Here is a 20,956-nt window from a genome sequence, read left to right as displayed (position 1 = left end):
CGGCATCACCTCCCTTCTCGTTTTGACATACCCATGTCAAGTGACGAGCAGCAAAGGTTCCACCGCCCCATCCTGCTTATGCAGCTCAATTTAATTATATCAATATTTTTAATTTTACTGAAGCTTTAAATTAAGTTTTGACAGAAATTATATTATATTATCATAAAGCTTTACATATATTTCGATCAGATATGGTTGCCCATCCGCATTCACGGTAGTAGGCAGCCTTATTTCAATTATCCAGACTTAAAACTCCTCATAAACAGCAGGATCCTGATCATTCATACGCCCATCCGGACGTGTCAGCCCATCCAACGCCTTCATATCGTCATCATTCAAAGCAAAATCAAAAATGGACATATTCTCCAACTGCCGTTGTGGTGAAGCAGATTTTGGAATTGCCACAGCGCCATGCTGATAATGCCAGCGCAAAATAACCTGCGAAACGGTTTTCCCATGCTTTTCTGCAATATCTTTAATCGTGTCATTACCAAAAACATCATTGGCGCGTGCCAAGGGACTCCAGGATTCGGTAACAACACCGTTTTCCTTATGCCATTTGCGCTGTTCCTCCTGGTTGAAGAAAGGATGAAGTTCCACCTGATTGATACTCGGCAATACACCTGTTTCTTTTTCCAGCCGTTCCAGATGCTCAGGAAGGAAATTGCAGACGCCAATGGAACGGATCAACCCCCATTTTTTTGCATCAATTAAAGCCTGCCATGCTTCAACATACTGATCCTGTATTGGGTTTGGCCAATGGATTAAGTACAAATCATAATAGTCCAGGTCTGCCCGGTAGAGTGATTCCTGAATAGCTTTCACTGCTTTTTCATAGCTGTGGTAACGGCCGGGAAGCTTCGAAGTAATTCGTAACTCCTCACGCGGTACGGATGTGCGCTTCATTGCCTCTCCGACAGTTCCTTCATTTTCATAATTGTAGGCTGAGTCAATCAAACGATAGCCATGATCGATGGCACTGGCAATTGAAGCAGCACCGTCATTTCCCCAAAGTCTGAACGTGCCAAAGCCGAGTGCTGGTATTTGTATGCCGTCATTTAGTGTGATTTCTGGTATTTGGTTTGTCATTGTGGTCACTCCTTGAACTGGATTTATTTACTAGTATGGTAACACATAGTCAGGGTAAAATGCTGAGTTCCCCGTTTTAATATTTGTAATCAGTCTTATCAAATATTCCGTCCAAATCCTTATACTCATTATGGACGTTTAGGCTATTAATCGCATTATCAAAATGCTTGGTTAAACACAGTTTTAGTTCAGAACGATTTTTTTGTTTGAATAACTGAATGATTTCCGAATGCTCTTTATAACCATATGGTTTTGGTGATCGGTCTTCAAAAAATATGTCAAAAAGCATTAGATAGATTGATGTTTGATTAATCAATTTTGTAATAAAATCTATCAAGAACATATTCCCGCACTTGTTGACGTAAATCATATGAAATTCTTGATTTAGAGTTAAATAGGTCATTAAGTCCTTATTGAATAATGCATCTCTTTCTTTCATTATACACTCGGACATCTTAGTAAAATCACTTTCTTCTAAATTTTCCATGGATAAATCAGCTGCCATAATCTCTAGTTTTTTTCGAAGGCTATAAGCTTGTTGTATCTCACTTTTTGTTGGGTTTATAACAAAAGCTCCCTTATTAGGTATGATTTTTACCAATCCTTCATCGGCTAATAAATTTATCGCATTTCTGATAGGGGTGCGACTAACTTTCAATCTTTCAGAAATTGCATTTTCGATTAATTGTTTTCCAGGTGGGAGTTGTCTTGTTAAAATTGCTTCTTTCAGATGATTATAAATAAAATTTTTAATGGACTGCTTCCCTTTTATGGTAATTACCCCCTAGTCTTGAATTCAATTCATTAATTTATAATATTTCAATGTAAAAAATATGCATATTGTACTACAATTTTGAACCACTGCATAAATATAATCTTAAAACGGAAAGGAGGGTCAGTGATTTAATGTAAGCGTTGCCAATTAAAAGTTAGGGGGATAAAAATGAAACGAATTATTCAAGTTTTCATGATGTTGATTCTTGTATTAGTAGTTTCAGCCTGCAGTGAAGGTGAAGGAGCTAGTGAAGGAGAAAATGTCTTGGAACGAGTGAAGGAATCTGGGGTGTTGCGGGTTGGTATAGAAGGAACATACCAGCCTTTTAATTTCTTAAATGATAACAATGAATATGCTGGATTTGATATTGATATAGCAAATGATTTGGCAGATAGGCTAGGCGTTGAAACAGAATTTGTCGCTACTAAATGGGACAGTCTTATTGGAGGGCTCAAAGCAGATAAATTCGATATTATAATTGCCCAAATGACAGTTACCGAAGAAAGAAAAAAAAGTGTTGACTTTACTGACCCATATGTGGTTACGGGTTCAGTTTTAATCGCAAATGAGGGTTCAAGTGGTATTTCCAAGTTAGAGGACATAAAAGGAAAGAAAGTAGGAGTAGGTGGAGGCACAACATTTGAAGAGGTGGCTAACAGTGTTGACGGGGCTGATGTTGTTCTATATAAAGCAGTGAATGATTATATTCAGGACTTAATTAATGGCCGATTGGATGTAATCATTAATGACCAGTTGTTAATGAGCTACAACATAAAAAATGAAGATCTCCCACTTGAGATAGTAAGTGATGTTGTTAATAAAGATGAGATAGGTATGGCAGTGAAAAATAATAGTGATGAATTCGTAACAGAATTAAATGGACTACTTGCTGAAATGATTGAAGATGGTACTTACGATGAAATTTACAAAAAGTGGTTTGATTCTGAACCATTGGTTAAATAACAAGAGAACGAATTGTGATGTTGTAATTTTGGGCTGTAGTTGTCCTTATAGAGGGGAGACGGATTTCTATGCATGTAGTAGTTCTAGGTACAGGGATGATAGGGACTACCGTGGTTTGTGAACTTGAAAAACATCAAAATATAGATAAGGTTACAGCAGTTGACGGTTTTCAGGAGAATATAAATAAATGTCTGAAAGCTGCAGATAACCCAAAAGTGGTTGGGAAATTAACAGATTTAAGGACCGAAAACGATATTTTTGAAGTATTAAAAGATGCTGAAGTCGCAATTGCATGTTTGCCGCATTCATTAAGTATGTCAGCAATAAAAGCAGCAATAGATGCCAAATGTAACCTTGTTGATTTAGTCGGCTCTAAATTTGAGGAAAAAGTGAAATTAGATGCCAAAGCAAAAGATGCTGGTGTTCTCATAGTACCGGGGTGTGGGGTTGCGCCAGGAATAACCAATATTTTAGCTGCCAAAGGAATTGAATTACTGGATGAAACAGATGAAGCTGTAATGGTATGCGGTGGGATACCAAAGCATCCACTTCCTCCGTTATGGTATCAAGTTGTTTTTCGACTGGAGAGTGTGATGGGTTTATATACAAGACCTGCCCTTGCAGCAGAGAACGGCGAGCTGATCAGTTTGCCTCCTTTATCAGGACTGGAGTCTATAGACTTCCCGGATCCCGTTGGAGAATGTGAAGCGGTAGTCACTGATGCACACAGCGCTGCATATACCCTTAAAGACAAGGTCAAGAAGCTATATGAAAAAACGGTCCGGTACTCCGGCCACTGGGGTAAAATGTCTACTCTTGCCGAGCTTGGATTCCTGGACGAAGATTCTATTGAAATAGATGGAAATTTAATTAGTCCTAGAAAACTAACAGAAAAGATATTGGAGCCAAAGCTACGTGGCAAATCCAGTGAAGATATCACGGTACTACGTGTTGTTACGAAGGGAAAAAAGGCAGGGTTGAACACTGCTTTTAGGTGGGAAATGGTTGACTTTTATGACCATAAACGTAATATTACTTCAATGGCTAAAACCACAGCAATACCCGCCATGTTAGTGGCTAATTGGATTCTGTTGGGTGAAATTGAAGAAACGGGTGTAGTACCGGTCGAAAATATTATCATTGGTAATCAATTTGAGCCATTTTTAAATGAATTAAATAATCATGGGATTATCATTAAAGCACAAGAGGAAAATTATTAATAATATTAATGGAGGGGATACGGCATGGATTTCTTAATAGTAATTGAATCTTTACCTCCTTTATTAAAAGCTACTGGAATAACAGTTTTATTAGCAGTAGTTTCAGTAGTATTTGCATTAATATTGGGGTTTTTTACAGCACTCGCAAGAATTTCAAAAATTAAAGTGTTGATAGCAATTGGCACAGTATATATATCTATTTTTCGGGGTACCCCTCTTTTAGTACAAATTTTTGTTATCTATTACGGTCTTCCGCAAATAGATATTGCATTAAGTCCTATTACATCAGGAATCTTAGCTTTAAGTTTAAACGCAGGTGCATATCTATCTGAATCTTTCCGCTCCTCAATTTTAGCAGTTGATAAAGGTCAGACAGAAGCCGCAGTTTCAATGGGCATGACATACGGCCAGGCAATGAGACGAATAATTTTGCCTCAGAGTATCCGAATTGCAATTCCAACTTTGTCTAATACATACATCATATTGATTAAAGACACTTCATTGGTTTCAGTAATTACTGTAACTGAACTGCTACAGATGTCTACTTTAATAATTGCTAAGACCTTTCAACCATTAACTATTTATTTACTGGCAGCATTACTCTATTGGATTGTTATCACATTTTTCACGGTGTTATTGGATTATATGGAGAAACGGACTTCACGGCATGTTTTCTAAGGCCCCACTACTTCTACAGATACATGATCACTTTATGATGGGAGGAAGGATATGAGTATTATAGAACTTAAGAATATCAGGAAGTCTTTTGATGATAATGTAGTTCTCAAAGATATTAATCTAAATGTAGACAAAAGTGAAGTTGTGGTCATTATGGGGCCAAGCGGCTCAGGTAAATCAACATTGTTACGCTGCATAACCTTTCTGGAAGAGCCGGATCATGGTGAAGTAGAACTGGGTAAGAACAAAATAACTGCCGGACTTCCACAAAATAAACAGAGAAAATTGGATATAAGGGAGCTTCGTCAAAATACTGGGTTTGTTTTCCAGCAATTTAATTTATTTCCGCACAAAACTGCCTTGGGGAATGTAATGGAAGGACCGATTGTAATTAAAAAAATGGATCGGGAACGGGCCAAAGAAAAAGCGATAGATCTACTGACAAAAGTTGGCCTAGCAGATAAAATGGAACATTATCCTGCACAACTTTCTGGAGGACAGCAGCAAAGAGTTGCTATTGCAAGAGCACTCTCTATGGAACCGATGGTAATGCTCTATGATGAACCTACATCAGCATTAGACCCTGAACTTGTCCGGGAAGTACTTCTAGTAATGAAAGAATTGGCTAAAGAAGGAATGACGATGGTTGTTGTAACACACGAAAAAGAGTTTGCTAAAGATGTTGCAGATCGAGTTATCTTTATGGATGATGGTTTAATTGTAGAAGAAGGAAGTTCAGATAAAATGTTCAATAACCCAGAGGAGGAACGTACAAAAGAGTTTCTTAGGGACGTTAGTAATGAGATATAATCCTACCATAAGAATAATGAAAGAGCTGTGTTCAATAGTGCTATTGCTTTACTAGGAAATAAGCTTTTCAACCCAATATGAGAAGCTTCTATTGTAAAGCTTTTTTTTTGCCCAATTTTATTTCGACTCCCTTTTTGTACACATATTTTTAATCATTTTTTAATAGAATTTAGTAAGACATGCCATATCATTATGGGGAGAGAGATTATGTTAAGATCATTTTCAGAAAAGCTTCAGCAGCTCATTGAAAACTATTTGCCAAATGCATTTAGCTTTGCTATTTTGCTAACCTTTATCACATTAATTATGGGGTTAACGCTAACTGATGAAGGAATATTGGATATGACAAACCATTGGTACACCGGGTTTTGGGATTTTCTCACATTTACAACGCAGATGATTCTGATCCTTGTAACCGGTTATGCTTTGGTAAAAGCCCCGCCGGTAGAAAAGTTATTAATACGTGTGGCATCAAAGCCAAAAACACAAAAGTCGGCTTTGATTACAACAATGCTTGTTGCAGCTGCAGCAGGGTATATCAGTTGGGGTTTGGGTTTTGTATTAGGAGCTCTTTTTGCTATCGAGGTTGCCAAGCGAGTCCCGCAAGCAGATTTTCGTTTATTGATTGCAGCAGCGTATACTGCGACGGTTGCAATACTGCCAGCGGGTATCACATTAACGGCACCGCTTCTGGTAAATACACCAGGTCACTCACTGGAAGAAGAGGTCGGTCTTATTCCGCTGACAGAAACAATCTTTAGTCCGACGATGCTGTTAACAGCGTTCATTGGTTTAATCGTAGTTATCTTCGCGTATATTAAAATGATGCCGGAAAAAGAAAATGTAGTTCCGTTTAATAGTGAAGAGAATGGTGAAAATGATGATTTCAAGAATAAGATAAGTAACACATTTGCAGAAAAAGTTGATAATAGCAAAATTATTAACTATGCAATTGTCCTATTTGGTTCATTATGGATTATCATGTACTTTGCCCAAAATGGATTTAATTTGGAATTGAACATCCTGAACTTTATTTTTATTATTTTGGGATTAGCCTTACACGGTTCCCTCAACAGTTATTTTAAAGCAATTGTTAGTGGGATGCCTTCATCTGGAGGAATTTTAATTCAGTTTCCTTTTTATGCAGGTATTATGGGCATGATGGCTGGCTCAGGACTGATCACCATTATTGCCGAATCGATTGTATCATTTTCAAATGAATTTACATTTCCTATATTCTCATATGTATCCGCGGCTATAGTAAATATATTTGTTCCATCAGCTGGCGGGCAATGGCAGATTCAAGGTCCTATTATGTTAGAAGCGTTACAGGAATTTGATTTACCAGCTTCTGTGGCTGTCATTGCAGTTTCTATTGGTGATATGACTACCAACTTGTTACAGCCATTTTTCGTATTACCGGCATTAGGGTTAGCTAGACTTGGATTGAAAGATATCTGGGGTTATTGTCTGGTTTCTATGGTTCTGTTATTTGTCGTGTCCGTCATAATAATTACATTAGGCCCAATTGTATTTTAACATACTGAGAGAAAGGTGATTTTAATGCTGACACATGGGGATATGACCATTTATACTTATCTTGAAAAACAAGCAAAAAAATATAAAGAAAAGCCATTTCTATATTTTGAAGAAGAAATTATTTCATATGAGGAAATGCTTAACCGAGTAAACAAAACAGCAGCATGGTTAGAGAAAAAGGGCATTAAGAAAGGCGATACAGTGGCCATGATGCTTAAAAATTCTCCTGAATTCTATTATATATGGTTTGCATGCGGTGCCTTGGGTGCAATAATGCTTCCTATTAATATAGCATCCACCGCCTCGGAATTAAGATATTTTCTTGAGCATTCTGAAAGTAAGGGGTTTATCTATAATCCAGCCTTTAAGACAAAAGAAATTGAAGAAGTAATTAAAGATGTCCCACTTCTCTTTCATCAGGCTGAAAATCAGGAGTGGGAGAACAATGTCAAAAAAATGGATGCTTCTTCACACAAAAAACAGGTTGGTTCTCAGGATGTATGCGGAATTATGTATACTTCGGGTACTACCGCAAAGCCAAAGGGTGTATTAATTACACATGAAAATTATTTATATGCAGGCCACTCTTCTGTTTTATATCAGGGATTGACACCGGAGGACCGCTATTTAATATTTTTACCTTTATTTCACGTAAACTCACAATACTATACATCCATGTCAACTCTTGTTGTCGGTGGCTCTATTATTCTATTGGAAAGTTTCAGTGCCAATGGTTTTTGGGACAACGTTGAAAAATATCAACCTACTGTTTCCAGTTTTGTAGCCACCATAATAAAAATCCTGCTGGAGTTGGAAAGTCATCCTTATGAAAAGAAACATTCAATAAGACAAATCGGCTATGGTTTATTTGTGACAAAAAATGATGTTGAAGCGTTTAAGGAGCGATTTGGGATTCCACTTTATCAATGGTTTGGAATGACTGAATCTATCACTACGAATATCACAACACCGTTTTATGATGAAATGCAGGAAGATCCTGAAACGGGGATATTTTCGATTGGAAAAGCAGGGCTTGGCCAGGAAGTGAAAATTGTAAATGAGGAAGGTTTGGAGTGTCCTTACGGTACAGTTGGTGAAATTATAATTAAAAGCCCGTCACTAATGAAAGGTTATTATAAAAATGAATTTGAGACGAACAAAACAATAAATGATGGCTGGCTCTATACGGGGGACAATGGTTATATGAACGATGAAGGTTATATTTGGTTTGTTGATCGTGGCAAGGATGTAATTAAGCGGGCAGGTGAGAATATTTCTTCACTAGAGATAGAAAATGTTCTCTCTGATCATCCATCTGTAATAAATTGTGCAGTTATAGCAGCGCCGGACACACTTAGGGAAGAAAAAGTTGTTGCCTATATTGAGACGGAGGATAAAAATTTGGATGCAGAAACGTTAACAGCATTTTGTCAAAAGCAGTTGTCATCCTTTAAGATACCAGAGGAGTATCACTTTGTTGATGAATTCCCTAAAACGTCAATTGGCAAAATACAGAAAAATTTACTTAGGGAAAAACACAAATAGATTTGAAGAAACAATGGCTGCTAATAGTTCGTGATGGTATTAGCAGCCATGTTAATTAAAGAAATAGTAACTCCTTAACTTCGTCTATTTAATAATGAAAGGGGTATAAAAAATGAACGACGTTTATATTTTAGATGGGGCTAGAACACCATTTGGTAGTTTTGGAAAATCACTTCGAAGTATTTCAGCAATGGAAATGGGAAGATTGACTGCTGTTGAAGCAATGAAAAGGTCTAATATTTCACCTGAAGCGATTGACCAGATAGTATACGGTAATGTTATTCAAACAAGCACAAATGCCGCTTACTTATCAAGGCATATCGGATTGCATGCTGGAGTACCACAGGAAACACCGGCATTGATTGTTAATCGTCTTTGTGGTTCAGGGCTGCAAGCAGTTGTATCTGCCGCACAAGGTATTCGTCTTGGAGAAGGAAAGACTGCTTTAGTAGGTGGAACAGAAAACATGTCCATGTCACCCCACGCCGATTTCACAAGTCGCTTCGCCGGAAAAAAACTAGGAAACATTAAACTTGAAGATATGTTGTTAAACACCTTAACCGATCAATACTGTGGATGTGGTATGGGGATTACAGCAGAGAACCTTTCCAATAAATATAGTATATCCCGGGAGGATCAGGATGAATATGCATATGAAAGTCATCAGCGGGCAGCTCGTGCCACAGAGTCAGGGAGGTTCAAGAAAGAAATTATTCCCGTTGAAATCAAAACACGCAAAAGTGTTCAAGTATTTGACCAAGATGAACATGTTAAAGCAAATACTACCGAGGAAAAATTAGCACTGCTTCGTCCTACTTTTAAAGATGATGGATCCGTGACACCCGGGAATGCTAGTGGGATTAATGATGGTGCTGCATCTTTGGTCATTGCCGGAGAAGATTATGTTAAGGGAGAACGCAAAAAGCCACTTGCTAAAATTGTTTCTTGGGGAATTGCAGGTGTTGACCCAACAATCATGGGGATCGGTCCGGTACCTGCTTCTAAGATGGCTTTAGAACGTGCAGGACTGGACATTAGTGATATTGACCTCGTTGAAATTAATGAAGCTTTTGCCGCACAATATTTAGCAGTTGAAAAAGAGCTTCAGTTAAACAGAGAAATTACAAACGTTAACGGTGGGGCAATAGCTCTTGGACATCCTGTTGGTGCCAGTGGATCCAGGCTACTTTTGACACTTGCATACGAGTTAAAAGAGCGGGGGCTGCGGTATGGATTAGCAAGCCTTTGTATTGGGGGCGGCCAGGGTATTTCGATGTTAATTGAAAGTCAATACAAAGGTTGATATTCTTAGGTATATGTTCCATTTTATCTAAAAACTGACAGAAAATTAAAAAATATGGGCCCGGGAAGAGATTTCCAGTAAGTTAACAGACTTACTGGAAATCTCTTTTCTTTAGATAAAAACCATAAGCATATATTTGTATACCCTATCTGTTAGCATAAAATAATCGAAAGGTTCACATTATGTATTTAAAATAACTAACCGAACAGGAGAATCAAAATGAAAGAACTATTATTCATGTTACTTACCATCACTTTAGTCTTAGGTGCTTGCAGTAATGGGGATAACGAATCGCAAAATACAGATAAAAGCAATCAAAAAGATAATCAAGAAAAGCAAGATGAATCTATAGACGTGGATGAAAGTCTTCTGAGGGTGAAAATTACAATACCGCCTTCGTTATTAGAAGGTCAGGACAAAAAACAAGTTATTGCTGAGGCTAAAGAAGCCGGTGTTTCTGAGGTGAAAGAGAATGATGACGAATCACTAACATATACAATGTCCAAGTCCACGCATAAGAAAATGATGAATGAACTAAAAGACAGTGTAAACCAGACCATTAATGAAATTAAAAATAATAAGGACTACACTTCCATTGAAGATGTGAAGGCCAATGATTCATTCTCTGAATTCACCATGGTCGTCGATCAACAAAAATTTGAAAACAGCTTTGATGGTTTTGCAGCATTGGGATTGGCGATGTCCGGTCTCTACTATCAACTATTTGATGGGGTAGACCCGGATGATTATGAAGTCAACGTTAATATGGAAAATGCAGAGACTGGCAAGGTCTTTGACACCGTTGTTTACCCTGATGCATTTGAAGAGATGGAACAGGAATAATTTATAAATTAGAATTTCCGGCTGTTACTTTGAATGGAATCCTTCGACAATCAGACTTAATCCATAAGGTGCTCAAAGAAAAAAGAACCTCAGCCAGGACTGGACCAGTGAACACCGCAAAAATCGGTAAACGTATATTGATGAAAGAAGGAATCAAAGGCCAACAACTGGTGTTTATTACAAGAGCTATTATGGAAGAAGTGAACGAATAGTATGAAGATTGGCCTCATGAAGGGTAATATTTTTTAGAGTAAAAATTCCTTCTTCATATCTATAATCGTATCCTAATGTAAAAAAGGTGGCATGATTTTTTTCAAAAAATCATGCCACCTACATCTTCTCAGATTCGATTATAATAGTGACAAAGGTTTTGGGTTCATCATTGCTAGTCCACAATCGAGCTGAAGGGACTTTAGAGGTAAAAGTAATATAAGGTTATACTGCAATTGGACCATTTAATGGAATAACAACTTGTGAAAGTAACAGAAATTTGAAATAATCACAAAGTAAGGTGATGACATAAAAGAAGTGGAATTTTAATTAGGTTGGAACATGAATCTATTGTATAAATTGAGGAATAAGTGAGAAATGATGGAAACTTCTCATAGAAGATCCCTTACTACTGATGAGAAAATTATTGTTCTTTACTATGAAATATCAAATTTAATCTATTGTTGCTAAAGTGAGGTAAAAATTATGATACCATTCAAGATTCCAAATCCGTTTGATATGAAACGGGCGCTATTTATTCAACCGCACCCTGATGACAATGATATTGGTGCTGGCGCGACAATTACAAAACTAGTAGATAAAGGGGTGGAGGTACACTATCTTACGGTAACTGATGGTGGTTCTGGAGGTATCGACGAACGTCTGTCAAATGAAGAGCTTATTGAGATACGACAAAAGGAACAGAAGGAAGCAGGAGCAATTCTAGGCGTAAAGGACTTTCATTGGTTGGAATTGCCCGATGGACATCTGTATGATCATGAAGAGTTGCGTGAGAAGTTAGTGGGCGTGATTCGGAAGGTGCGTCCTGATATTATTTTTACCGTTGACCCTTGGCTATATTATGAAACACATATTGACCACATTGTTACGGGAAAAGTTGTATCTCATGCAGCGCGAACAAGTGGTAACTTTCGATTTTATCCAGAACAACTTGAAAAGGGGACGGAACCACATCGAGTTCAAGCAATGGGATATTATATGACCTATCATCCAAATACGTTTATTAATGTGGATGGATTTTGGGAAGACAAACTTAAGGCAATTCAAGCACATAATAGTCAGTTTTCTGGTGAACACCTTTCATTTGTAACTAACTACTTTACTAAAAAAGCGATGCAAATAGCGGATAAGGCAGATGAAAAATGTACATATGCAGAGTCTTTTAAAATTCTACCCCTGATGTTCCTTCACAGTAATGTAGATGCTATTGATATGTAGAGGCGTAGTGTTAGGGATAGATACCAATTGTGCCATCTAAGATGGTAATACAGTTATTTACGAATTATAACATGATACTATATATGGTACCTTATACATGAAAAGGGGATTTGACAAAGGGGATAAGAGGCATTAACTATGAAAAAAATACTATTATCAATGGCGATTTTATTTACAACAGCATTATTGCTTGCGGCGTGTAGTGATGATGCAAGTCAAAACGAAAGCAATGATAAAACAGAAACAGAGGACGTCTCTGCTTCTCAACCTGAAAAAGATGATGATACAGAAAGTGACCAAACAGATAAAAAAGAAGATGTGTCGGAGTCTGTATCAGAATCGGAATTGGAGGAACCTGAAACCGATGATTCTGACAAAACATCTTCAAAAGAAAAAGAAAGCAAAGGTACAAATGATCAATCTGAAAGCGAAGAGTAGGGTAAAGCACTATCCAAGTATACCTCTGAAGAAATAGAATATGCCCGAGTCTGGTTACAGCTTGGAGAGAATCAAGATATAAGTGAATTGAATATTGAACCTATTCCAGCTGGTGAGCCACTTAATCCTGACGATAAAACGAGTGCCAACTATCCGGAAGATTTTTTCCAATTGGCAGGTCCTCGCTTAGTAGATGGGTCTGTAACTTATAGCAGTAATGGGGATGGAACGATTAATGAGTATGACGTTCCTCTGCGTTGGGACGGCAAATACCCCGCTGGTGAAGACTTTTACAAAGAAATTATCAAGGATACCAAACAAGTGTCCATTGACCCGGGTGATGACGAAAAGGTCGAAGAATTGATTAAAATACTTAATATGGATTAGTAAGCAAACGGGCGCGACTGTTTAACAAGAACAGTCGTTTCTTGTACTAACGCCGCAGGAATATTTACTAATCTATTTTTATGTCCAAAGTAAAATATGGTGAATAGGAGTGATGTTGCTTTTGAGTGCTTTAAAAGTGTTTAAATCATTAAGCAAAACTATTTTATTACTATCTTTGCCATTCATTATAATTAGTTGCTCTAACAATGAAATGACATCTGAAGTTACTCAACCTGGAGAATTGATTGACAAGAAGGTGGACGATGAATCTCATGATAATGAAAAATTTAAGGCAACCTTCTCAACCCTTGATACCAACCACATACCTAAGAATATAACTTTTGAGGTCGATAAAAATGTATGGAATTTGTTAGAAAAAGATAAGGTCTACAATTTGCACTATATCTATAAACATCAATCTGACAAATTTGTTTTGAAAGAAATCAGTTTATCTAAAGTATCTTTAGATGACTTAAGGCAAAAAAATAAGGAAATTAAAGGTGAAGTAAGTTAAGCACATTATAATAAATTTTTATTGTATGGATAAAGTCACTCTTTCACTAAAGGGTGCATTAGTTTAATAAGGTCTTTTGAAACGATTTTCCTCAAACGGGCGCAGTAATTGAATAAGCGTATGACTGAATTGGGCAGTTTGTTGAATAAGATTATGTTAAAATTGAATCAATGAGAAGCTGTTATAGGGAGGGGTGTATAAAATTGAAAAGACCCTTGGGCGTTTCTCTAATAAGTTATTTTTATATTTTTGGTGCCATTATTTTATTATATACCGTCATTTTTTATGATGTTAATGCAGATCCCATTGGCATAGCTGACAGGTTTGGTGTTCCTAGTGTACCTGAACAACCTATGAGGATATTGGTTGCAATATTTTCAATGGGAATGGTTTACGGATATATACGGCTTAAAAAATGGGTGTTTTGGCTGATGATTACCTATTCTGCGTTTTTTGGTTTAGTAAGTCTCACCCTTATATCAAATCAACATCAACAGCCATTTGTCGGAAATTTAATTTGGTCGATAATTGTCTTAGCATATACGTTCTATGTAAGAAGTTCATTTTTTAAAACTGGAGAAGAGCAATATGCCAAGCATTGAATATTATATATGTTCCAGAGTTGGGCGATTATCACTAATAAAGAAGAACGTCAATATTGAATATAAAATCCATTAAATCAAATAATGCTACACGTATTATGTAAAAAGTATTTGACATAAATGTGTAGTTTTTTTATACTTAATATGTAAAAAGGTTTTTACAATAAAGGGTGTACGAAAAATGAAAAATAATATCAGACTCATAAGAAAAGGAATGAAAATGTCTCAAGGAAAGCTAGCGGATAAATGCAATGTTACGAGACAAACCATTAATGCAATCGAGAATAATAAATATGATCCTACCTTAAGCTTAGCGTTTAAGTTATCAAAAAGTCTTTCTACTACGGTGGATAATTTATTTATTTTTGAGGAGGGTGCTAAATGAAATTACGTAAGGCAGATGAAATGGAGCAAAACCATAATATAAAAGCTGCAAGAAATGCTTTTATGTTTTATACAGCAGCATTATTAATATGGGCTATTTACGATTTTATCACTACTGGTAAATTAGGTTGGCAAATGACAATCCTTCTGGTGGGTACAGCAGTCTTTTGGTGGTCAAGAAGTATTTTATATAAACAAACGGAAACAGAAGAGGAAAAAGTAAAAATACCATCAAAAGCAATCTTATGGACAATTTTTTATCTTGTTTTATTCCTCGCTATTATTTTCATAGCTAATTACTATTTTTAACGATTCAAATCGTTCCGCAATACGATCGGGCGCAGTAATCGAAAAATATCTACCCTCTTCTCGCTTATAAGGGCCATTTTGTTAAATATAAGGTTACTTTAGAATAAAGACTCTGAGGGTGCTATATTGGTATGATTCAAGCAGAGGATAATAAACGAATGGGGGATATTAATGTACACAACAGAAGACCTAATTAATGATTTTGAAAGTTTTAACCTCTATATCGGTTCATTGAAGACAATTGAGGAGACTCTTTTCTTTGAGCCAATTGCAGAAGGCAAATGGTCTATAGCGGAGATTATCAGTCATATATCATTTTGGGATAGGTACATTCGAGAGGAAACGTTGCCACAAATGAAACTTAACGCTGTGATTAAAAGTATTGATTTTGAAACATTAAATAAGCAAGCAGCACAATACGCGTTGTCTGGCGTATCCCAACAACTTTTGTTTCAACAAAAGCTTGAGGAAAGAACTAGGCTTATATCCGAGTTAAGAAAAAGGGATGAGGAGGAGTTCTTTGCTAAATTTACACTGAATGGTGAAGAGGTCGACAGATATTCAGGTTACCCGCATTCTATTTTTAATTACATAGCAGGATTTATATGGCACGATAATCACCATAAACAGCAAATTAATGGGTTTTTAAAAGAAAAAGGAGTGGAATTGAGGGTTTATGATAACAGCAATATCGAAAAGTAAGCGTTATAATTATTCGCAAATATAATCTTCACCAATCGGGCGCAGTTGTCGAATAAGCATTGTTTCTGAATTGAACCAGATTGTTGGATACGAATTAAATGATTTAAGGGGGGTAAGTGTGACTTTACGAGCAGGTTTACTTCTGATTATTTTAATCTCATTCTTTATAGGTGTTTGGAGTACTGATTATTCAATGCAAGGGTATATTGTTTTTGGATTTCTTGGTATTACTGGGGTATTAAATGTGTTAACGCTGGGAACCGGCAACAAGGAAATAGCAAAGACATTAAAAGAATCGTTTTTATAAAACTATCTATTGTTTTTATGAGTGGACTAATTTATATTTCATCAACGTATCATTTATATGATAATCCTGTTGATGGTGGTTTTCAAAAGCAGTTTGACTGGGTGAATTTTTTCTTGTACTTTTACCTCATTCCACTGTTTATTTTAGTCGGTTACAAATTATTTAAATTTACTAATGAATCGTTTAAAAGAACTTGGTCAAAAATTGCTATGTTAATAATTTGGATAGCCTTGTTAGTAGGTATTGGATATGTATTATCCTTTATATTTATATTACTTTTTTATGGGTTTGCTCCTTAATAAGACACGTCCTTACTAATTCAATCATCTAGGTAATTAATAAACTTTGCTATTATCGGGCCCGCTTATTGAATAAGATTTTGGAGTGAATTTTATATTGAAATAAGGATGGGTTCTAGAAATGATTCATTCAAAGCTATAATGGTGTTAGTAAATAATAAGGCTGTGTTTAAAATGAGTGTTAACCGTAAAGAACTAAAACGGCTGATTGACTTTATTCACGAAGAAGATAGGGCTGAAGTATATGACTTTATTGGTTATTTAAATATGAAACGGGAAAGAGAAGCAATTGATCAAATGGACTTAGACCTTTTTTCTATTGATAAGGAACTCATCCAGCAGGTACAGAAAAGTCGGGAAGATCGTGAAAATGGACGTATTTATGATCAAGAGCAGGGACTAAAGTATCTTCAGCATAAAATCAGGGAGTTTGAAAGTGAACAAAACTTATAATGTCTATTGGTCACAAACTGCCCTTGATGAATTAAGCAATATACTTGCATATCCACCAGAAGTTAAGGAACGGATACATTTGGATGCTTATAAAGGATTGTCATATATGCCTGTTTTGACTGCAAAACAAATACCCTATGGGACTTTAAAAGGTTAAATTAAGGGCATAATCTCAAATAAGGCTGCGCGGCTTCTTTGTCTATCCCAAAATCAGCTAATATCTTTTGGATAAAAAACAAACAGAGCCCCCACAACGGAAGACTCCTCATTATAAGTATTTATCTCACACCCCCTACCGCTGCTTACTCTTCGGATCAAACGCATCACGCAACCCGTCACCAATAAAGTTTATCGCCAGCACAGTAACCAAAATCGCTACTCCCGGTGGAATCCAGGCTTCCGGATGATCACGGAGAATCCGGACGTTCATTGCCTCTGAAATCATATTCCCCCACGTTGGTGTTGGTTGTGGAATGCCAAAACCGATAAAGCTGAGACCTGATTCAATGATAATATATACAGCCATCATCAATGTGGCATTAACAATAATTGGCCCAATCGCATTTGGTATAAAGTGTTTAAAAATAATCCGAAAATCGGTTGCTCCGATTGCTCGTGCGCCAAGGACAAACTCCTGTTCACGGAGCGATAGGAACGTTCCCCGGATGATCCGCGTCAGATTCGGCCAGGATGTAATCGCGATAATGGTGACAAATATCTGGATGGTCACTTCCTCAATAATGGCCATTATCGTAAGCACCAGTACCAGGAACGGGAGCATGAGCATTATATCGGCCGCCCGCATGATTAATCCGTCTATCTTGCCGCCGTAATAGCCGGCAACCGAACCCAGAATAACTCCGATTACCAATGTGAAGAACATTGCACTGAAACCGACAATTAGTGAAATTCGTCCGCCATATAACAAGCGTGCAAAGTTATCCTGCCCTTGTCCGTTTGTGCCCAGAATATGTTCCTCGCTCGGTCCTTTCTCAATCAGTAATAGATTTGTTTTCTCCGGATCCTGGTCGGTAAATACAGGAGCCATCACACATACGATGGTAATCATTATTAAAACAAAGACGCTGATGACAGCTAACTTGTTTCGCATGAACCGGCGTAATGCCAATTGAAATGGGCTTTTGCTTTTGACTTGGCTTTCATCCGGGTTGCCTTCTGGCTGTGGCGACGATGGTTCTTGCAGATTTGAATGCATATGTTTTCACCTCAATCGTATCGGATTCTTGGATCGATAATGCTGTAAAAAATATCGGCTAATAAGTTTCCAATCAAAATCAGTACGCCCAATATCAGGGCAATCGCCATTACTACCGGAAAGTCACGGTTTACCACTGAACTTAAAAACAGTGTTCCGAGCCCTGGGTACTGAAAGACCTGTTCGGTAATAACCGCACCACTCAGTAAAACACCAACTTCAAATCCCATTAGCGTAATAATCGGGATTAGTGCGTTACGGAGGGTGTGTTTATAAAGAACGTTCGTGTCGCTCATCCCTTTGGCTCGTGCGGTTCGGATGTAATCACTGCCCAGGACATCAAGCACTTCCGAACGCATGTAGCGCATGTATGTTGCTGTTCCTGCCAGGCCAAGTGTTATCCCGGGTAATATCATATGGTGAATACGATCCATGAATGCTTCAAAACCGGTCATGCCCGGAGCAGATAGTGTGCCTTGTGCAGGGAACCATCCCAGATTAATAGACAGGAAGTATATAGCAATTAATCCGAAAAAGAAATTTGGAATGGCAAGGCCGAGAAAGCCGAATCCCGTTGCTCCATAATCAAGGAGCGAATAAGGATGTCGTGCAGAATAAATCCCTATTGGAATACCCACTAGAATCGTAATACCAAGTGAGAAGAGGCCTAAATAAAGGGTGTTGGCAAACCGGGCTTCAATCAGCTCGGCTACGGAACGTCCGTTAAAGACTAATGATTTTCCAAAGTCCCCCTGTGCGGCATCACTTATCCACCGCCAATATTGAACAGGTAATGGATCGTTCAGTCCTAATGCTTCCCGCTGCTGTTCATATACTTCCGGATCAACATTCGGGTCAGCAAGTGATTGCCCGGTTAACGCATCCCCGGGTGCTGCTTTTGCAAGCCCGAATACAATGATGGTCAGGGCAAAAAGCATTGGAATAAATACAAGTGTCCGACGAATGATATATTTGTACATAAGTCTCCCCCCTTTAGTTTAACCGGGCTTTTTATCTTTGAATTTTGTGTGTTATTATACTTCGATTTTTTAAAAGGTACGTATATTACTATTATTCTTGGTATACATTTTTTTACTAGCAGGCTGTATACACGTAGACTCCTGGGGGAGCTAAGGCATCGGTGAGACCACGGAGTGCGTAAGCACGGAGAGGGCTCACCAGCCGCCCCCGGAAAGCGAAGTGTATACAGACTGCGGATTCAGGTAGCAACAAATTATTCTTAGTGTACTTTTTAAAAAAAGAGCATGCGGTGCTATCCACACGCTCTTTCAAATGGGCTAATCTATTTCTGCTCAGATACCCACCATTTGTGAGGATCGTTTATAAACGAGTACGGCATTGGATCAACACCATGCAAACGTTGATTGAAAGCGTAAATTTTATTTTGTGCGTACAGGAGAAGGGCTGGTAAATCCTCTGAAAACAGTGCCTGCCATTCACTGTACTTTTCTGCACGATAGGATTGTTCAAATGCTTCAGGTGCCTGCATCGCTTCCTGCATTAACCGGTCAGAATCCGGATTATTCCACCTTGAGAAGTTGTAGGCTGCCGTTGATTTCCACAATGCGGATGGGTCAGGATCACCACTGCCCAGGCTCCAGCCAAGCAGGTAAAGATCCCAGTCCGTATTATCGTTCGTTAAATTTTCAACATAGGCAGTCATTTCTTTTGGCTGACGCAAATCAATCTTTATACCAACTTCTTCAAGGAACTGTGCGATAATCGGTGCAGAATCTTCACGGAGCTGGTTACCCGTTGGATAGTTCAGGTTAACGACCCATTCCTCTCCATCAGGTGTTTCCCTGAAACCGTCACCGTTTGTATCTGTATATCCCGCTTCATCAAGCAATTCCCCGGCTTTTTCAGGGTTGTATTCATACGCTGTAACTGCTTCTTCATCATATGCCCAGAATTGCTGTGCAATTGGCGCATTGATAACAGAACCATGACCGTACAACAGGTTATCAACAATGGCCTTGCGGTTAATTGCATATGCCATTGCCTGTCGAACCTGCTGATTACTCATATCTTCATTTGGCACCCAATTGTCAGGTTCAATTGCCCCGCTTTCAACGTCAGCAGCTGTTCGGTGATTTATTTTGAAGCCCATCAGCTGGTAGCCAAAATCAGTCTGTTCAATAATCTCTACATGATCAAGGCCGGCTACCGTTTCATAATCAGCTGCAGGGACTCCATTTGGATCGGCAATGAAATCAATCTCACCGTTTTCCAGCAGTCCAAGCATTACGGATTGTTCAACAATTCGCCAGACAATCTGGTCAAGGTACGGCTCGCCTTTCCAGTAGTTTTCATTCTTTGAGAGTACATATTGCTCACGTTCAAGCATTTCAGTGAACTGGAATGGTCCTGTTCCGATTACTTCACCTGCATTTAGTGATGCTGGATGTTCCGGCATTTCGGCTATCGGGACATCTCCAAATACATGCTCCGGTATAATCGGGAAGGAAACATCTTTTAAAATGGTTACATTCGGTTCGGCAAATTTAAAGGTAACCGTATGTTCGTCCTCGGCAACAACACCTTTAAATTCATCTGTTTCTCCGCTGTTGAATTCTTCGTAGCCAAGCAGTCTTACCACATACTCGGTACGGATACCGCCTGCTTCCACATATCCCGGCTTTGCAATTGATTTATAGGTAAATACAACATCTTCTGCAGTAAATGGCTCACCATCATGCCAGGTAACGCCTTCTTCAAGTGTTAATGTGATTTCTGTATTGTCTTCGTTTATTTTCCAGTCACTTGCAAGGTTCGGTATAAATTCAAGCTTTTTATTTTGATCGAGAAGCCCTTCATGTGTGAAATCAAGAATATTGGCTTCGTATGCTTCTTCATAAAAAATAGGGTTAAACATACCGGCAGGTGCTGTGTCCATTGCACCTGTCAGTGTGCCGCCCATCTGTGGCTCATCAGAAGCTTGTTCTTCTTCACTTGTTTCTTCCTGCTCTGTCCCTTCTCCGGATTCATCCTCTGTGCCTTCTTCGGTTGAGTCACCACCACTGCATGCGGCAAGAAGCAATCCAAATGTCAGTGCAACAATCAGCAAAAACAGCCAATTTTTTCTCAACATCGAAAAATCACCCCTTTTA

24 protein-coding genes are annotated in these 20,956 nt (G+C 38.1%); 19 read left to right on the top strand and 5 right to left on the bottom strand.

Annotation, left to right across the window (positions count from 1 at the left end; all coding sequences use genetic code 11):
* Positions 1-246 precede the first annotated feature (246 nt).
* On the bottom strand, positions 247-1,089 hold the full coding sequence (locus G6R02_RS15910; RefSeq protein ID WP_164670210.1) for an aldo/keto reductase: 843 nt from the start codon (positions 1,087-1,089) through the stop codon (positions 247-249).
* Positions 1,090-1,165: 76 nt separating this feature from the next.
* The gene (locus G6R02_RS15905) at positions 1,166-1,831 is read right to left on the bottom strand and encodes a GntR family transcriptional regulator (protein ID WP_281347124.1); all 666 of its coding nucleotides are present in this window, start codon (positions 1,829-1,831) and stop codon (positions 1,166-1,168) included.
* A 201-nt stretch (positions 1,832-2,032) separates the two neighbouring features.
* On the opposite strand from G6R02_RS15905, the gene G6R02_RS15900 reads away from it, so the two are divergent.
* The 19 genes from G6R02_RS15900 (at position 2,033) to G6R02_RS15815 (ending at position 16,766) form a co-directional block, all read left to right on the top strand.
* On the top strand, positions 2,033-2,827 hold the full coding sequence (locus G6R02_RS15900) for an ABC transporter substrate-binding protein (RefSeq protein WP_164670209.1): 795 nt from the start codon (positions 2,033-2,035) through the stop codon (positions 2,825-2,827).
* 68 nt (positions 2,828-2,895) lie between these two features.
* The gene (locus G6R02_RS15895) at positions 2,896-4,047 is read left to right on the top strand and encodes a saccharopine dehydrogenase family protein (protein ID WP_164670208.1); all 1,152 of its coding nucleotides are present in this window, start codon (positions 2,896-2,898) and stop codon (positions 4,045-4,047) included.
* Between the two features lie 24 nt (positions 4,048-4,071).
* Positions 4,072-4,725 (top strand): amino acid ABC transporter permease, encoded by a 654-nt coding sequence (locus tag G6R02_RS15890; RefSeq protein WP_164670207.1) that lies wholly within the window; start codon positions 4,072-4,074, stop codon positions 4,723-4,725.
* Positions 4,726-4,782: 57 nt separating this feature from the next.
* The gene (locus G6R02_RS15885; RefSeq protein WP_164670448.1) at positions 4,783-5,535 is read left to right on the top strand and encodes an amino acid ABC transporter ATP-binding protein; all 753 of its coding nucleotides are present in this window, start codon (positions 4,783-4,785) and stop codon (positions 5,533-5,535) included.
* A 207-nt stretch (positions 5,536-5,742) separates the two neighbouring features.
* Positions 5,743-7,074: a short-chain fatty acid transporter gene (locus G6R02_RS15880; RefSeq protein WP_164670206.1), complete on the top strand. Its 1,332-nt coding sequence runs from the start codon at positions 5,743-5,745 to the stop codon at positions 7,072-7,074.
* A gap of 24 nt (positions 7,075-7,098) precedes the next feature.
* The gene (locus G6R02_RS15875; protein WP_164670205.1) at positions 7,099-8,619 is read left to right on the top strand and encodes a class I adenylate-forming enzyme family protein; all 1,521 of its coding nucleotides are present in this window, start codon (positions 7,099-7,101) and stop codon (positions 8,617-8,619) included.
* A 112-nt stretch (positions 8,620-8,731) separates the two neighbouring features.
* Complete coding sequence (locus tag G6R02_RS15870) at positions 8,732-9,922, top strand: acetyl-CoA C-acetyltransferase (RefSeq protein ID WP_164670204.1); 1,191 nt, start codon at positions 8,732-8,734, stop codon at positions 9,920-9,922.
* 219 nt (positions 9,923-10,141) lie between these two features.
* Positions 10,142-10,765 (top strand): hypothetical protein, encoded by a 624-nt coding sequence (locus tag G6R02_RS15865; protein WP_164670203.1) that lies wholly within the window; start codon positions 10,142-10,144, stop codon positions 10,763-10,765.
* A gap of 696 nt (positions 10,766-11,461) precedes the next feature.
* Positions 11,462-12,214: a PIG-L deacetylase family protein gene (locus G6R02_RS15860; RefSeq protein WP_164670202.1), complete on the top strand. Its 753-nt coding sequence runs from the start codon at positions 11,462-11,464 to the stop codon at positions 12,212-12,214.
* Positions 12,215-12,352: 138 nt separating this feature from the next.
* Positions 12,353-12,652, top strand: a complete 300-nt coding sequence (locus G6R02_RS20150; protein WP_246202589.1) for a hypothetical protein — start codon at positions 12,353-12,355, stop codon at positions 12,650-12,652.
* Positions 12,653-12,739: 87 nt separating this feature from the next.
* Positions 12,740-13,039: a hypothetical protein gene (locus tag G6R02_RS20145; protein WP_246202588.1), complete on the top strand. Its 300-nt coding sequence runs from the start codon at positions 12,740-12,742 to the stop codon at positions 13,037-13,039.
* 121 nt (positions 13,040-13,160) lie between these two features.
* Positions 13,161-13,553: a hypothetical protein gene (locus tag G6R02_RS15850; RefSeq protein ID WP_164670201.1), complete on the top strand. Its 393-nt coding sequence runs from the start codon at positions 13,161-13,163 to the stop codon at positions 13,551-13,553.
* Between the two features lie 203 nt (positions 13,554-13,756).
* Entirely contained in the window at positions 13,757-14,155 is a 399-nt protein-coding gene (locus tag G6R02_RS15845; protein ID WP_164670200.1) for a hypothetical protein, read from the top strand.
* Between the two features lie 181 nt (positions 14,156-14,336).
* The gene (locus G6R02_RS15840) at positions 14,337-14,540 is read left to right on the top strand and encodes a helix-turn-helix transcriptional regulator (protein ID WP_164670199.1); all 204 of its coding nucleotides are present in this window, start codon (positions 14,337-14,339) and stop codon (positions 14,538-14,540) included.
* Entirely contained in the window at positions 14,537-14,848 is a 312-nt protein-coding gene (locus G6R02_RS15835; protein ID WP_343032924.1) for a hypothetical protein, read from the top strand. The genes G6R02_RS15840 and G6R02_RS15835 overlap by 4 nt, the downstream gene beginning before the upstream one ends.
* A gap of 171 nt (positions 14,849-15,019) precedes the next feature.
* Positions 15,020-15,550 (top strand): DinB family protein, encoded by a 531-nt coding sequence (locus tag G6R02_RS15830; protein WP_164670198.1) that lies wholly within the window; start codon positions 15,020-15,022, stop codon positions 15,548-15,550.
* Between the two features lie 118 nt (positions 15,551-15,668).
* Complete coding sequence (locus G6R02_RS15825) at positions 15,669-15,857, top strand: hypothetical protein (RefSeq protein WP_164670197.1); 189 nt, start codon at positions 15,669-15,671, stop codon at positions 15,855-15,857.
* A 473-nt stretch (positions 15,858-16,330) separates the two neighbouring features.
* A complete protein-coding gene (locus G6R02_RS15820) occupies positions 16,331-16,609 on the top strand; it encodes a hypothetical protein (RefSeq protein WP_164670196.1) in 279 nt (92 codons plus the stop codon).
* Entirely contained in the window at positions 16,593-16,766 is a 174-nt protein-coding gene (locus tag G6R02_RS15815; RefSeq protein WP_164667199.1) for a hypothetical protein, read from the top strand. The genes G6R02_RS15820 and G6R02_RS15815 overlap by 17 nt, the downstream gene beginning before the upstream one ends.
* Positions 16,767-16,901: 135 nt before the next feature.
* Here G6R02_RS15815 and opp4C read toward each other — a convergent pair whose 3' ends face one another.
* The 3 genes from opp4C to G6R02_RS15800 all read right to left on the bottom strand — a co-directional run bounded on the left by opp4C (position 16,902) and on the right by G6R02_RS15800 (position 20,937).
* A complete protein-coding gene (gene opp4C, locus G6R02_RS15810) occupies positions 16,902-17,825 on the bottom strand; it encodes an oligopeptide ABC transporter permease (RefSeq protein ID WP_164670195.1) in 924 nt (307 codons plus the stop codon).
* Between the two features lie 11 nt (positions 17,826-17,836).
* Positions 17,837-18,805: an ABC transporter permease gene (locus G6R02_RS15805; protein ID WP_164670194.1), complete on the bottom strand. Its 969-nt coding sequence runs from the start codon at positions 18,803-18,805 to the stop codon at positions 17,837-17,839.
* 323 nt (positions 18,806-19,128) lie between these two features.
* Positions 19,129-20,937: a peptide-binding protein gene (locus G6R02_RS15800; RefSeq protein WP_164670193.1), complete on the bottom strand. Its 1,809-nt coding sequence runs from the start codon at positions 20,935-20,937 to the stop codon at positions 19,129-19,131.
* Between the last annotated feature and the right edge of the window lie 19 nt (positions 20,938-20,956).

This window comes from Virgibacillus doumboii (assembly GCF_902806455.1).
In the GTDB taxonomy this organism is placed as follows: domain Bacteria; phylum Bacillota; class Bacilli; order Bacillales; family Amphibacillaceae; genus Lentibacillus; species Lentibacillus doumboii.
The sequence above is the reverse complement of the archived record's forward strand: the minus strand, read 5'-3'. Positions and strand labels throughout refer to the sequence as shown.

What these genes read in the sequence shown, in the direction of transcription:
- G6R02_RS15860 (WP_164670202.1), top strand. Translation starts at nt 11,462, where the DNA reads ATGATACCATTCAAGATTCCAAATCCGTTTGATATGAAACGGGCGCTA.
- G6R02_RS15895 (WP_164670208.1), top strand. Translation starts at nt 2,896, where the DNA reads ATGCATGTAGTAGTTCTAGGTACAGGGATGATAGGGACTACCGTGGTT.
- opp4C (WP_164670195.1), bottom strand. Translation starts at nt 17,825, where the DNA reads ATGCATTCAAATCTGCAAGAACCATCGTCGCCACAGCCAGAAGGCAAC.
- G6R02_RS15880 (WP_164670206.1), top strand. Translation starts at nt 5,743, where the DNA reads ATGTTAAGATCATTTTCAGAAAAGCTTCAGCAGCTCATTGAAAACTAT.
- G6R02_RS15870 (WP_164670204.1), top strand. Translation starts at nt 8,732, where the DNA reads ATGAACGACGTTTATATTTTAGATGGGGCTAGAACACCATTTGGTAGT.
- G6R02_RS15805 (WP_164670194.1), bottom strand. Translation starts at nt 18,805, where the DNA reads ATGTACAAATATATCATTCGTCGGACACTTGTATTTATTCCAATGCTT.
- G6R02_RS15865 (WP_164670203.1), top strand. Translation starts at nt 10,142, where the DNA reads ATGAAAGAACTATTATTCATGTTACTTACCATCACTTTAGTCTTAGGT.
- G6R02_RS15900 (WP_164670209.1), top strand. Translation starts at nt 2,033, where the DNA reads ATGAAACGAATTATTCAAGTTTTCATGATGTTGATTCTTGTATTAGTA.
- G6R02_RS20150 (WP_246202589.1), top strand. Translation starts at nt 12,353, where the DNA reads ATGAAAAAAATACTATTATCAATGGCGATTTTATTTACAACAGCATTA.
- G6R02_RS15800 (WP_164670193.1), bottom strand. Translation starts at nt 20,937, where the DNA reads ATGTTGAGAAAAAATTGGCTGTTTTTGCTGATTGTTGCACTGACATTT.
- G6R02_RS15840 (WP_164670199.1), top strand. Translation starts at nt 14,337, where the DNA reads ATGAAAAATAATATCAGACTCATAAGAAAAGGAATGAAAATGTCTCAA.
- G6R02_RS15835 (WP_343032924.1), top strand. Translation starts at nt 14,537, where the DNA reads ATGAAATTACGTAAGGCAGATGAAATGGAGCAAAACCATAATATAAAA.
- G6R02_RS15890 (WP_164670207.1), top strand. Translation starts at nt 4,072, where the DNA reads ATGGATTTCTTAATAGTAATTGAATCTTTACCTCCTTTATTAAAAGCT.
- G6R02_RS15820 (WP_164670196.1), top strand. Translation starts at nt 16,331, where the DNA reads ATGAGTGTTAACCGTAAAGAACTAAAACGGCTGATTGACTTTATTCAC.
- G6R02_RS15830 (WP_164670198.1), top strand. Translation starts at nt 15,020, where the DNA reads ATGTACACAACAGAAGACCTAATTAATGATTTTGAAAGTTTTAACCTC.
- G6R02_RS15875 (WP_164670205.1), top strand. Translation starts at nt 7,099, where the DNA reads ATGCTGACACATGGGGATATGACCATTTATACTTATCTTGAAAAACAA.
- G6R02_RS15910 (WP_164670210.1), bottom strand. Translation starts at nt 1,089, where the DNA reads ATGACAAACCAAATACCAGAAATCACACTAAATGACGGCATACAAATA.